9 protein-coding genes are annotated in these 12,965 nt (G+C 65.6%); 2 read left to right on the top strand and 7 right to left on the bottom strand.

Annotated elements, in window-relative coordinates:
• Window positions 1–131 precede the first annotated feature (131 nt).
• The 4 genes from ACHQ4I_RS08105 to ACHQ4I_RS08090 form a co-directional block, all read right to left on the bottom strand.
• The gene (locus ACHQ4I_RS08105; RefSeq protein ID WP_420771066.1) at window positions 132–4,283 is read right to left on the bottom strand and encodes an nSTAND1 domain-containing NTPase; all 4,152 of its coding nucleotides are present in this window, start codon (window positions 4,281–4,283) and stop codon (window positions 132–134) included.
• A gap of 148 nt (window positions 4,284–4,431) precedes the next feature.
• Window positions 4,432–4,803, bottom strand: a complete 372-nt coding sequence (locus tag ACHQ4I_RS08100; protein WP_420771065.1) for a cytochrome P450 family protein — start codon at window positions 4,801–4,803, stop codon at window positions 4,432–4,434.
• Entirely contained in the window at window positions 4,803–5,072 is a 270-nt protein-coding gene (locus ACHQ4I_RS08095; RefSeq protein WP_420771064.1) for a hypothetical protein, read from the bottom strand. Before ACHQ4I_RS08095 ends, ACHQ4I_RS08100 begins: the two co-directional genes overlap by 1 nt.
• On the bottom strand, window positions 5,044–6,024 hold the full coding sequence (locus tag ACHQ4I_RS08090; protein WP_420771063.1) for a MerR family transcriptional regulator: 981 nt from the start codon (window positions 6,022–6,024) through the stop codon (window positions 5,044–5,046). Before ACHQ4I_RS08090 ends, ACHQ4I_RS08095 begins: the two co-directional genes overlap by 29 nt.
• A 70-nt stretch (window positions 6,025–6,094) precedes the next feature.
• Here ACHQ4I_RS08090 and ACHQ4I_RS08085 point away from each other — a divergent pair, with 70 nt between their 5' ends.
• The gene (locus tag ACHQ4I_RS08085) at window positions 6,095–6,751 is read left to right on the top strand and encodes a maleylpyruvate isomerase family mycothiol-dependent enzyme (RefSeq protein ID WP_420771062.1); all 657 of its coding nucleotides are present in this window, start codon (window positions 6,095–6,097) and stop codon (window positions 6,749–6,751) included.
• Between the two features lie 370 nt (window positions 6,752–7,121).
• Here ACHQ4I_RS08085 and ACHQ4I_RS08080 read toward each other — a convergent pair whose 3' ends face one another.
• From ACHQ4I_RS08080 to ACHQ4I_RS08070, 3 genes are all read right to left on the bottom strand, one after another.
• Window positions 7,122–8,954, bottom strand: a complete 1,833-nt coding sequence (locus tag ACHQ4I_RS08080; protein WP_420771061.1) for a tetratricopeptide repeat protein — start codon at window positions 8,952–8,954, stop codon at window positions 7,122–7,124.
• 26 nt (window positions 8,955–8,980) lie between these two features.
• The gene (locus ACHQ4I_RS08075) at window positions 8,981–9,481 is read right to left on the bottom strand and encodes a hypothetical protein (protein WP_420771060.1); all 501 of its coding nucleotides are present in this window, start codon (window positions 9,479–9,481) and stop codon (window positions 8,981–8,983) included.
• A gap of 221 nt (window positions 9,482–9,702) precedes the next feature.
• On the bottom strand, window positions 9,703–11,115 hold the full coding sequence (locus ACHQ4I_RS08070; protein ID WP_420771059.1) for a purine-cytosine permease family protein: 1,413 nt from the start codon (window positions 11,113–11,115) through the stop codon (window positions 9,703–9,705).
• Between the two features lie 139 nt (window positions 11,116–11,254).
• On the opposite strand from ACHQ4I_RS08070, the gene ACHQ4I_RS08065 reads away from it, so the two are divergent.
• Entirely contained in the window at window positions 11,255–12,853 is a 1,599-nt protein-coding gene (locus ACHQ4I_RS08065) for a PucR family transcriptional regulator (RefSeq protein ID WP_420771058.1), read from the top strand.
• The last annotated feature ends 112 nt before the right edge of the window (window positions 12,854–12,965 follow it).

Raw genomic sequence — 12,965 nt, 5'->3', positions numbered from 1 at the left:
TCGTAGTGCGATTCGCCGGTCACCATCTCGCGTTCTGATTGCCTTGCCGCGGAACGCAGTTGGGCACGTTGCCGTTTCCGGGTGCTGATCCTCATCGGGATAACGCTGTCACGCGACGGCGACAGACTCGATCAATCGGGGCTGATCGGCAGACCGGGACAAAGCTCGATGTAGGGCTGGTTCGGTATACGTATCCATTCAGCCCAGTCCCGATGGCTCATATTGGATGTGAGTTTGGCGCACAGCTTCTTCGGGTCGGCCTCGAAGACAGGCCACACTCGCACGGTGGTATCCCAGCTTGCGGAGGCGGCCAGCATTCCGTCCGGGCTGAACGCCACGCTGTCTACGATGTTGGTGTGGCCGGTCATCGGCTCGCCGAGCTGCTGTCCGGACTCGACGTCCCACAACCGCACGGTCTTGTCGTGGCTACCGGACACGATCCGCTTCCCGTCCGGGCTGAAGGCAACACTTCTCACTATGTCGCTGTGGCCGACCATGGGCTTGCCGAGCTGCTGTCCGGACTCGACATCCCACGCTCGCAGCGTGTTGTCACCCCTGCCGATGACGAATCGTTTCCCGTCGGGACTGAATGCCATGCTGTGCACAAACTGACTGTCGTTATCCAGCAGTACAACCTTTTGCCCGGATTCGACATCGCCCAACCGCACCGTTTCGTCAAGGCCGACGGTCGCGACCCACTTCCCGTCCGAACTGAAGACCGTACGGTCCGCATCGCCCCTACCTCCGGTCGCCAGTTCCCCGACTCTTCGGCCGGACTCGGCATCCCAGAACAGCAACTTCGTGTCGGAACTGGCGACGATACGCTTGCCGTCCGAAGTGAACACCGCGTTCGGCGCCCCGTTATCCAGGCCGGTAAGCGGTGCCCCGATCGGCCGCCCAGTGTCGATATCCCACAATCGCATCGTCCCGTCGTAGGAGACAGAGACGGCTTTCCTGCCGTCGGGGCTGAAGGTCACATGCTTCACACCTTTGGTGTGCCCGACCAGCGGATCTCCTATCGGTTGCCCTGACCCGACATCCCACAACCGCACGGTCTTGTCCTCACCGCCGGAGGCGATACGCTTGCCATCCGGACTGAACGCCACACTCGCAACGATTCCGTCGTGGCCGGTCAGCGACTGCCCGACTAGATACCCCGGCCCGGTATTCCATAACCGCACGGTCCCGTCGAGGCTGCCGGAGATCAACCGCCTGCCGTCCGGACTGAAGGCCACCTTCAGCACACCGGCTGTGTGGCCGATCAGCGGCTCTCCGATCAATCGCCCTGACTCGGTATCCCACAACCGCAGGATCCCGCCCCAGTCGCCGGTGACGACCGACCGCCCATCGGGACTGAACGCCACCCTCGACACATAGTCGGTGTGACCCGTCAACGGCTGCCCGATGGGCCGACCGGTTTCGGCGTCCCACACCCGGGCCGTCCCGTCGGAACTGCCCGAGACGACACGCCGACCATCCGGACTGAACGCCACACACTGGACGATGGAGGTGTGGCCGATCAGCGGCTGGCCGATCGGCTGCCCGGTTTCGGCATCCCACAACCGCACCGTCGCGTCGAAACTACCGGAGACGACACGCCGACCGTCCGGACTGAACGCCACACTGTCCACGGCGTTGGAGTGGCCGATCAGCGGCTGCCCGATGGGCCGACCGGTTTCGGCATCCCACAACCGCACTGTCTTGTCCGAACCGCCGGTGACGATCCGCCGACCGTCCGGGCTGATGGCCACAGCGCCCTGAAGGCCGATATCGACGTTCAGCGGCTGGCCGATCGGTTGTCCGGATGCTACATCCCACACCCGCAGCGGCCCGCCCAGCCCATCGACCGTGACGGCTCGATGCCCATCCGGGCTCAACTGCTTGAACTGGCGCCCGAGCAGGGATCCGTCGGTGCCGGTGATCCGCGGCTGCTCGACTAGTTTGCCGGACTCGACATCCCAGATCCCCAACTTCACACCCAGGTCGCTGGTCACGACCCGACGCCCATCCGGACTGAACGTCACATCCCAGACCTCCGAACCGGTGTTTACGATCTTGGCTGTCTGTCGCCGCCCATACAAGGCTCCGACGAGCGCGCTCGCTGTCTCGGGGCGCGGTGCCAGAGTTCGTGCTGCGAGAATCTCTTGTAGTGCTCGAATGTCCCCACCGGATCGGCGCTGGTCCAGCATGGCCTGGGCTTCGGCGACCAATTGCCGCCCGACCGCCTCACGGGTGCGGGCCTCGGCCTGAACACTCGCGGCCTTCGCTTGATTGCTCGCGGTGCCGGCCCGCCAGAACCCCACTCCGGCCAGCCCTGCCACCACGACGGCGACGACCAGCAATGCCGTCAGCGCCTGAGCTCGGCGACGCAATGCCGTGAGGCGGTCCTGTTGGCGATGACGGGACGCGTACAGGAATTCCCGGACGGGCTGGAGGCGTCGCCGATATTCCGTTTTCGCCGCGACGGTTTCGGCTTCGGCCAGTCGAGATCCTTCCAACAGCCAGGACTCGTCGCGGCCGTTGCGCTCCCAGCTGTCGGCGGCACGCTCGACCCGGTCGGCTGCCTTGAGGTCGTCCGATTGCTCGCGCAGCCATGCGGCTAGCGAGTCCCACTGCCGCAGCAGACTTTCCAATGCCACCTCGACGACCACCTCGCCGTCGCGGCGGTCCTTGACCAACAGTCGCTTGTCCACGAGCCCGTCGATCAGCTGATAGGCCTCATCGGGGAGTTCGTCCCAGCGGGCGATGCGGCGCATCGGCTGGTCGGTGTCGGGATCGACGGTCGCCAACGCCGGGATGAACGCCGAACGCAGCACCTTCAACTGACGCAGCCGGATATGCGGATCGGTGGCCAGCAGTGATTCGATCTCGGTGTGAACCACCCGGTCGATACCGCCCATCGCGCTGTAGTTCTCGACGGTGAGTACTCCGCTCGTGGCGTAGTCGTCGTAGAGTCGCGATAGCGTCAATGCCAGCAGTGGCAGGGAGTCGGCGCCGTGATCGCCGTCGGTCAGGAGTCGATCCACCAGTTCCGGTTCGATGCGCAGCTGCGCACTGTCGTCGGCACGGGCCGCGGGGGCAGTGATGACCTCCTTGAACTGGGTCCGCGGCAACGGCTCGAGCGCATCGAAAACGAAGCGCGGCACAGCCTTCAGCTGCTCGGCATTCTGAAGTTGCTCGTAGCAATCGGTGCGGATGGTGACCGCAACTTTGATCGACACGTGCTGGGTGCCTGTGTCTTCTGGCTCGGCGACCAACAAGCCGAGCAGCGTCAAGAATTGCTCGCCCTGCGCCCCGGCGTCGGCGACGAACAGCTCTTCGGCTTGATCGATGGGGAGCAACAATGTCGGCGCGGGTGTGTCGGAATCGTCGGACGGCCACCTCTCTCGCGCGGCGTGCTGGATCTGGACGAGCAATTCACGTACGCGATCGACATCGGGCAGCGCGGATTTGATCGCCCCGAGTGTCGGGGTTGTCAGTCCGAGACGAGTGCGAGTGGAGTGCATGACCGCGGCCAGGCCGTGCGCACCGGTGAGCGCACGACGTTCGGGGCGCATGATGTCCAGCATGAGGAAGTGTCGATCCTCCCGAGCCAGCCGTGGTAACAATCCCGCCCGCAGGAACGACGATTTCCCCGTCCCGGACGCGCCCAGCACCACGAACATCGCCTCGCCGCCGATCGACCGCATCCGCCGGACAGCTTCCAGACCCGCCTTGATCTGAACATCGCGCCCGAAATACACGGCGGCGTCCACGGCGTCGAAAGGACGCCAACCCCGGTACGGAGAGCGATCCGGATCCTTCGCGGGCGGCCACGGAAAGTTCTCGGCGCCAATCCCTGCATCGCCCAAGCCATCCAACAACCTGTACAAACCCTCGGTCTGCCATCGCATCGGCTCGCCGGCGCCACCGACCGGAACCTCGGTGACCGGACCTTCGCCGAACAGGTCGCACCGTTGCCATTCACGAGTCGGATCCGGATCGGTAATCTTTTCCAGCCGGGCAACAAAGATTCGCTTGCCCAAATTCACCGCCGTCAGGTATTCGGCAACGCACTCGGTTGAGGTGTGCCAATCCCGTGACGTCAGGCAGATCACCGCGTCGCAGCGCGCCAAGGCTCGACGCACGGCATCCCGCCACCGCACGCCCTGGCCGATCCCGGAATTCCTGTCCAGGTCCAGGAAGATGTTGTCCGCCAATGCGGGGCGCTGGTCGACCAGCCATCGAATGAGTGCCACGGCCTGCACACTGTTCCGACTCGAATGACTCAAGAACAGTCGCATCGTCGTACACCCCTTGTTGGAGAGATCATCTCGCGCTGCCAACGCTACCTGTCAGCGGACGGCGGATGATGGCTTCTGTCGCGAAGTTGTTGGCGCCCTGAGGATTGGGAGTTTCCCAGGTAGTCGTGGGCGGCCATCATCAGGAAGATCATGTGATTGACCACGTCGTCGTCGCTGAACTTGGCCCCGGTCTCGTCCTGGGCCTGGCACAGGACGCTGAAGATCTCGTTGCCGGAATATCGGCGCGCACCATCGCGAGTCCGCCTTCGACGGTCGCGGTGAACGCGCGGTGCAGGGTGGCCGCCTCCGGCCCGAGTTCGGCACCGATGAACATCGAGGTCGCGATTTCGAGGGCGAGCTGTTTTCCGCTGCGGTACATGGGAAAACCGGCACCGGGCCGCCAACTGTCGAGTGCCCGTTCGATGGCCGGATTCATCTGCTCGAGATAGCCGATCAGGCGGGGCCGGGTGAATGCCTGTTGCATGATGCGGCGGTGGTACATGTGCTCGTCGGAATCCATCAGGATGATCCCGCGATGGAAGAACGGGCCGAGGAAGCGACTCCAACCCGCATTCGCGAATGCCTTGTCCCGGTTGGCCAGACCTCACCGACTGCCTCCTGTCCGACGGCAAGCACCAACCGCGTACCGAAGGCGCTGGTCCAGTGCACCGGCCCGTAGCGGCGGTAGAGCAGCCGATGCAATCCGAGCAGGTCATCGAAGACGTTGAGCGAATAACCGACGGCGGCAACCCGCGACTTCTCACCGATCCGAAACAGGTTGCGCAGCATTCCAGTTGGGGTCGGGGAACGGATTCGCGACCGAGGGAATATCGTCCGGGTAGACCGATTTTGTGAGCGCGTTGTAAAGCCAGTGGAGGGCGGTGCCAACCGTGATGGTGCCGGTGACTTCACTGGTCAGGCTCCAGTACCGGTGGATGCGGTGATCGGAATCGGTTGCGCCGGTGAGGAGTTGCCGACGGAACCGCGGTGTGTCGCGTTCGCCGCGCGCGCTGGCGTGGGCGTCGACGAACTGGTCGAGTTCGGGGCCTGGCCGCGGCTGCTGGTTCGTGCGGAGCAGGTGACCGGCGGACTCGCAGGCCTGGGCGACTCCGGTGAGCAGTGCCTGCTTGTGGTGGATCCGAGTGCGGTCCGATCGCCAGAGCTGGCGTGACATGACGACGCGCAGCGCGGGATCGGCGATCAGCGTGGCGAGTTCGGCATAGGCCACGATGTGCTGCGGGTCCGGGGCGGGCACGTTCATTTCGATGAATCCATCGAACATGTCCGATGGTAAGGGAGTGAGCATGCGCCGCCAGAACGTCACGACGGAGTTGTGCGTGCTGTGTCGGTCCTGCACCGTGGCGAGCAATGTCAGGTGGGTCGCCCGTTCGGCGGGTGGTGCGTGTTCGATTGCGAGCAGCGCGGCCCGGCGCCACGTCAATGCCGCCAGTTCGGTGTCGAGGGTGCTTCGTTCGGCGGCGACTGCCTGTGCGAGCGGCACGGTACCGGCGAGGACGTCCACGATCGGACGGAGGCCGAGACCGAGTGCGCGGAGTCGGCGCACCTGCAGGAGCTGATCGACGGCGGTGATCGGGTCGAACATCCGGTGCCCGCCCGACGTACGTCGAGACGCGAGAATCGTTTCGTCGCAATAGAAGCGGATGGTGCGGACCGGAACGCCGGTCCGTCGCGACAGTTCCCCGATGCTGATCAAGCTGCCGTTGTGTGTGTTGTCCGTCACGATCGCTGGAACCTCCACCCCGGTGGAGTTCCTACGGTACTGGAACACCCACGGAAGACGGAGCGAGCGCATGGCCGATACCGAAACAATGACGACCGAACAGCTTTGGCGGGCAGTCGCCGCCGAGCGGATGAGCCTGGTCGAACTGCTGGAGACATTGTCCGAAGACGAATGGGATCATGGCTCGCTCTGTGCAGGCTGGCGAGTCCGTGACGTGGTCGCACATATTGTGTTGTCCACGAACGCCAGCATCGGCTGGATTCTGGTCAACCTGATTCGTGCCCGCGGCAACCTGCACCGAGCGATCCGCGATACCGCAATCCGGCACGCCGACAATATGACTGCGGCGCAGTTGCGCACCGAGCTGCGCGACGGCATCGGACTGCGCGTGACTCCGGTGGGCACCACCGCTGCCGACCGGCTGATGGACCTGCTCGTGCACGGCCAGGACATTGCGGTGCCACTCGGCATCACCCGCGAAATGCCTGTCGATGCAGCACGATCGGCTCTCGAACGAGTCTGGACAACCAATATGTCCGGATGTCGTAAGCAGCTGGCCGGGTATCGCCTCGTGGCGATCGACGCGGAATGGACCGTGGGCGACGGGCTCGCCATAGAAGGGCCGGTCGCCGCGCTGTTACTACTGGTCACCGGTCGCCGCGTTGGGCGAGATCTCCTCACCGGCGACGGTGCCGCACAACTGATCGCCGATGAAGGTTCTCGATAATCCGCATCGCAGCGTTAGCGCTGCAACGCACCCACCGAGGCTGCGCCAGGTCCGGTGATCCGTCCAAGACCGATGATTTTTCTCTCCCTTTTGGCCGCCACCGGAAGTGCCGCCGCCGCATGGGCCACCGGAAGTGCTGCGATGGCCTTGGGGAATAGAAATCGGGCGGGACGATATCGTCCCGCCCGATTTATCTGTTCCTACTGGGCGGTGGAGCGGAAGGCCCGCTCATCCGGTCCACCGCGGTGCGGGTCGCATCGCGGTGGGCGGGGTTGGCGGCGAGCAGCGAGTTGCCGGGCGGCGGGTGTGCAGGTCGAACTGGAACGGGCAGCGGGCGGAGTCGGTTGGTCGTCCTCGCGGGTGCTGAAGGCTAACCGGGCGTGGATGTGGGGCTGTCGGCGTCCGGCCTCGGCTTCAATTTACGTCGGGCCGCCCAGTATTCGGCCCACGCCCATGCCGCCGGAAGTGTCAGCGCGCTCTGCGGTCTGCCCGCAGGGTGTTGTGTGGTGTCGGTAGCGCACCCGACCGGTGCTTCGGGCGGCTTCTTGTTGAGCAGGACCTGGAGATTGAATTCGGCCGACGTATGACCGCGGGCGGCTGCGCGGCGGTACCAGATCTCCGCCTCCGCCAGTTCGTCCCGCTTACCCAGCAGGACACCGAGATTGAACATGGCGGACAGGTCACCAGCCGCGGCGGCGTGACGGTACCAAGTCTCGGCTTCCTCCGCTTCTCCGCGTTTTCGAAGCAGGACACCGAGATTGGACATTGCGTTGAGATCTCCGGCTTCGGCGCACCGGCGCCACCAGGTCTCGGCGCCGTGCGTGTCGCCGCGCTCGTGCAACAGAACGCCGAGGTTGAACATGGCGGACAGATCGCCGGCGTCGGCGGCGCGTCGACACCATGCTTCGGCCTCGTGCGTGTCGCCGCGCTCGTACAGCAGGACTCCGAGGTTGAACATCGCGTTCAGATCACCGGCCTCGGCGGCGCGGCGGCAAAGTTTCTCCACGACCGATGCCCGGCCCCGGAAGAACGCAGTCAAGCCTGCGGAAACCAGCACATCGACGTCGGCGTCCTCGGTGGCCAAGTGCCAGAAATCGGTAGGGATAGGGCGTGGGGAGCGGTGCTGACCGTCGTCTGCCGCGACGAGGTAATCGAACGGCCGGTATGCGCGGGAGCGGTCGGGGAGGCGATCGGTGAGCAGGAGCGCGACGTGCCCGACACTCGGGGAGGGAGTGCGGGCGGCCACGATCGCGTCCTGCACCTGATCGGTACCGACCTCGAGCTCGGGGTACTGCTCTTCGGCGATCGCCATGGCGAGTTCGGTCAGGACGGGTTCGGGGATCGGGTCCGTGCGCCCGACGCGGACCCAGTCCACGGCGACTTGGATCACGGTGTGCAGCACGGGATTCCGGTAGCGGGAATCGTCGTAGTGCTTCAGCAGTTCGGGTGCGCCGGCGAGGACTTCGGCGAGTCCGTACCGGTCCAGGTTCAGCGACGGGTAGGCGGCCGCGGCATCGGTGTGCTCGATGAGACTGTTGCTGGTCGAGGACAGATCGATCTGGATGGCCTGTTGCAGCACCACCCGCGTGTCGTGTGCGAGATCCTCACTGCCATAGTGCAATCGGTCGCGAGCTTCGCACCGCAGCGTAGCGACCACGACGGTCGGTGCCGCGCGCGCGGTGAGGCGGCTGAGTGTCAACGGCGTCAGCGGCCGACTGGTCGTGACGAACCTGTCCAGGTTGTCCAGCCAGACCACGATCTGCTCCGGGCAGTCGACGAACTCCGCGCAGGCCGGGATCTGAGCGAGCGACTCGGGGGTGGGCACCAGGACCCTGGCCGTGGGCAGCGCCTTGCTGACGGCTTCGAACAAGCTGCGTGTCTTGCCTGCCTTCGAAGGGCCGACCACCACCGTGAGGCGGTCACCGGACAACGCCGCGGCCAAGCGGATATCGACCGCGTTGTGGGTGCGCGGCACATACGGGTCGGCACCACCGAACCGGCCGGGTTCGCCGAAGCGCGACGGTGTGGCCCCCAGCACGTAGGGATCCAGCTCGGTGATCAGCGGGAGTCCGCCCCCCGCTCCCCGCCGTTCCACCAGCTCGACGAGGGGTGCCTCAGTGACCACCGGCGAGGCGCCCGCGAACCGATAGGTGGTGATGAAGTCCCCGCCGACCGTCACCCCAGTTGCGGAAACAGGTGCCATGAATGTGGGCGCAGCGGGATGCCCGGTTACCGCCGCGCCTGCGAAGGGTGTGGCGGCTCCTGCACACCGGCCCGGAGCCCTTCGATCTTCAGTGTTCCGGACACTGTTGTGTCCGTGACGATCACACCGCTTCCGCTACTCTCGATGTCGGTGATCTTCAGCTCGCCGGCTCGGACCCGGGTCAACGTCGCCCCCACGGCTTGGGCGGCCTGTGGCGAGTGCTCCTCGATCAGCTGTAGGAGATGATGCGCCGCGGCCAGCAACTCCTGATCGTCCGCGGCGCCTGCCCGCGCCAATTCCTCGGCGAGCACCACTCGCCGCGAACCGGCTTCCGGCCGTGCCTCCACCACACCCACGTCCACCGAGCGATACCGGCGGGTGATCAATCCGCGCAGCGATTGATAGGAGTCGAGCACTCCCTGTTTCGCGGTATCGGTCAAGCCCGCGGTGGCACCCGCCGCTACCGCGGCCGCCACCAATGCCACCGGATCCACCCCGCCGAACCTCCCGCACTCGGACCTAGCCATCGCCGCCTCCCGCAGCGGCCACGAACAACCTAGCTACAAACAAAGCACGACGGAAGCCGTTCCGCGGCAAAAGAAGTGAGACACGGTCGAACAAAAGGTGACCCGAGCGTCCAGTTGGGTGAGCGAGCTGGTCTGCATACGGCGGAACGAGCCCGCGACATCAGGTGATCCCCGTGCCGCGTACTTCACCGAGTGGGGGCCGCCCCGATCCGGCTGGCGATTTACGCGCCGGTCCGGCGAGTGGAGGCCAGGACGGTCAGGACGCCGTAGACGCCGCCGGCTACGAGGCTGCCCGACAACCAGGAGAAGTCGGTATCGCCCAAGGCTTTCGCCATCGGCCCCTGCATGGCGGGGACCACGCCGTACTGCCAGGACCAGCTGGCGACCAGTCCGGCGGCGAGGCTCACCAGGCCGCACGCATTGAACTTCCCGTAGATCGATGTCGCGCCGTCGCGGTAGAGGTCCGGGATCGAGAGGGTACGGCGGCGCACCAGGAAGTAGTCGACGAGCAGGATGGACATCCACGGGCTGATCCACATCAGGATCGACACCATCCAGTTGTCGAAGGTGTGCGCGAAGCTCGACGAGTCGATGAACACCGCCAGCACCACGGAGGCCACCACACCGGCGAACAGAGTGACCTTCCATCGCGCGATGCGGATGCCGATGGTCAGCGCGGCCAGCGAGCACGAGTACAGATTGAGGATGTTGGTGGCGATCGGGCCGTGCATGATCAGCAGCAGTACCGGGACGGCGAGCGCGCCGAAGGTGCTGACCACGAGAGTGGACGGGTCGGCGCTACCGCCGGCGCTCGCCAGGCAGGCACCGAGAGCGGCGAGCCAGACGGTGGGCAGATACATACCTGCCGACGATGCGAAGAACACGGTCCTGGCGCGCAGCTTCGGCCGAGCGAATCGGCTGTAGTCCGCCGCGTAAGGAATCCAGGTGAGGCCCCAGCCGACACCGATGGCTGTGACGAGTTGCGTTATCGCGGTGAGCTTCCCGCCGGGCGCCGCGGCCGGGGCGGCGGTCCAGTCCAGGTGCGTGCGGGCGAGCGCCACCACGGTCATCGCCACCATCACCGCGATGGTGAGGGGGACCGTGTACTTCTCGAACGTGCGGATCGCGTAGAACCCGTACAGCGCGAGCGCGAGCTGAACCACCATGATGACCGCCGCGACGACAACCTTCAGCTCCATGCCGCCCCGGATGCCGATCTGCTCGAGCACGGCGAGCACGAGATCGAGCACGACCCAGGTGTTCACCCCCACCCACGCCATGGTCAGCAGGCCTTGGACGAGGGCGGGCAGCACGGCTCCAGTGATGCCGAATGCCGAACGTCCGAGCACCATCTGATTGACGGCAGTGCGGTGGCCGATGACATTGAACAGTCCGAATACCGCACAGCCGAACAGATTTCCGACCGCGACGACGATCAGCGTTTCGATCAGGCTCAGCCCGAGGGCGATTCCGAGTGCGCCGAGCACCCAGTTGATGGGCGCGATATTCGCGCCACACCAGATCCAGAACAGCTCCCAGGAAGAGCAGTCCCGCTCCCGGTCGGGAATGGGTAGTACACCGTGAGCGTCGAATCGGACGCCGGTGTCGCCGATAGCCGGCTCGTTGGTCGCCATGCTTGTGGTGCTGGGCGGTTGCGGGGATGACATGACTTCCCTCTTTCGGTAGTGATTCATCTCATAACAGCACCGCTCGGCGCGAGAGAGGGATGTGTATTCATCTACCGATAGTCATTTGCTGTGTACATTTCTATAGATGTTGACCATTTCGCGACTGGTCGCTGATCCAGCGCTGGGATTGCGGGTGATGACGCCGCAACTCACTGAACGACTGGCAGCGGAAATTCGCTGGCTGCACACCACGGAACTGCCCGACCCGTCGCGATACGTCCGGCCCGGCGAGCTGGTGCTGACCAACGGCCTGTGGTTGCCGCACGTTTCGTCGGAGCGGTTCGTCGACGCTGTCGCGCGGGCGGGCGCCATCGGATTGGTGTTCGGGCTGACGGCCCAGACCCCGGCACTTCCCGAAGAGCTTGCCGCGCTGTGCGTTTCGCGTGGACTGCCACTGGTCGAACTGTGCATCGGGGTGCCTTTCGCGGCACTGACGCGGGCCGCGGCCCGGATCCAGAACGAGGTGCTGCAGGCGGAACTGACCGCGACCGTGCACCGCGGGGACGCGCTGGCCACCGCGCTGTCGCGCGGCAGCGGCGCGGCGGGTGTGCTCGAAATCCTGCGTGGCGAAACGGAACTGCCGCTGCTGGTCGTTGATCGCAAGGGGCGCTGCCTGGCCAGTATCGGCTGCGAACCGACCGGGGAGCAGATCCGCCTCGCCGCTGCGGCTCTCAACCGCACGCCACCGCCGATAGAGGTCGATCTGCTGGGGCCAGGACCGTCCGCGCTCTACCTAGTCGAGGGCGTGATGGGGGAGATCGACGCCGGGCTGTACTGTCTGGAACCGGCCACCAAACTGGCCGCGACCGACCGGGAGGCTCTCGCCCAGGCGGCTCGATTCCTGAGCCTGGAGGTCACAAAACAGCAGGCAGTGCATGCCATCGAGGCGCGTTTCGCGGCCGAGCTGCTCGAGATGATCCTATCCGGGCCGCGGCGCAGCGGTGAGGTGAGTCAGCGGCTGCGCGCGTACGGGGTGCCATCGGACCGGCCGCTGGGCGTGTTCGCGCTGGCACCGGTATCCCCGCCCGGCAGCCCCGACCTGCCGCCCGACGACATCGCCGACGCCGTCGGCGCGTTCTTCGCCACGCACGGCATACCGGTGTTCACCGCGGCGGGAAGCCGAGACGTGGTGGCCGTCTGTCCGTGGGAGCACACGTCGGAGGAGCTGATGCGTTTCGCCCGCGAGCTCTCGGCGGAGGTCGGTAGGCGAGTGCCTGCCGCACGGATCGTCATCGGGCTCGGCGAGATCGCTACCGCCGCAGGCGCATTGCGGGAGCCGCTGGTGCGTGCCAGAGAAGTCTGCCAAGTGCTGCGCGGGCAGGACGGCCGGGACACCGCATCCTTCGCCGATATCGCTACTTTCCGAATGCTGCTCGGCCTGCTCGACGAACAAGTGCTGCACCGGTTCAGCGATCAGGTGCTCGGCATCATCCGCGAGCACGACACCCGCGCACACACTGAACTCGAACACACCCTGCGAACCTTCCTCCGCCATGACGGCCAATGGGGTGTGACGGCCGCAGCACTGCATGTGCACGTCAACACCCTGCGTAACCGCATGGCTCGGATCACCGAGTTGACCGGCCGCAACGTCAATCGGCTCGAAGACACCGTCGACCTATTCCTGGCATTGGCGGCCGAGACCGTCGGACCGGGCACCGCATCGCACACGGCTCCGCGGTGACCGGCAGACGCGAAATCAGTTCGGATACACAGCCGGATCCACGTGGTAGCTCGGCAGCGGGCGATGCGGAGTACGCACATCCTCGCGCGCCCATGCCGCCACGTCGCGACAG

The sequence above is a fragment of the Nocardia nepalensis genome (assembly GCF_048910785.1).
GTDB lineage: Bacteria > Actinomycetota > Actinomycetes > Mycobacteriales > Mycobacteriaceae > Nocardia > Nocardia nepalensis.
This window is presented reverse-complemented; position numbering and strand designations above follow the sequence as displayed.

Excerpts from the sequence above, each read along its gene's own strand:
- ACHQ4I_RS08105 (WP_420771066.1), bottom strand. The coding sequence starts at position 4,283 with ATGCGACTGTTCTTGAGTCATTCGAGTCGGAACAGTGTGCAGGCCGTG.
- ACHQ4I_RS08100 (WP_420771065.1), bottom strand. The coding sequence starts at position 4,803 with ATGGATTCCGACGAGCACATGTACCACCGCCGCATCATGCAACAGGCA.
- ACHQ4I_RS08095 (WP_420771064.1), bottom strand. The coding sequence starts at position 5,072 with ATGCTGCGCAACCTGTTTCGGATCGGTGAGAAGTCGCGGGTTGCCGCC.
- ACHQ4I_RS08085 (WP_420771062.1), top strand. The coding sequence starts at position 6,095 with ATGGCCGATACCGAAACAATGACGACCGAACAGCTTTGGCGGGCAGTC.
- ACHQ4I_RS08080 (WP_420771061.1), bottom strand. The coding sequence starts at position 8,954 with ATGGCACCTGTTTCCGCAACTGGGGTGACGGTCGGCGGGGACTTCATC.
- ACHQ4I_RS08075 (WP_420771060.1), bottom strand. The coding sequence starts at position 9,481 with ATGGCTAGGTCCGAGTGCGGGAGGTTCGGCGGGGTGGATCCGGTGGCA.
- ACHQ4I_RS08070 (WP_420771059.1), bottom strand. The coding sequence starts at position 11,115 with ATGGCGACCAACGAGCCGGCTATCGGCGACACCGGCGTCCGATTCGAC.
- ACHQ4I_RS08065 (WP_420771058.1), top strand. The coding sequence starts at position 11,255 with ATGTTGACCATTTCGCGACTGGTCGCTGATCCAGCGCTGGGATTGCGG.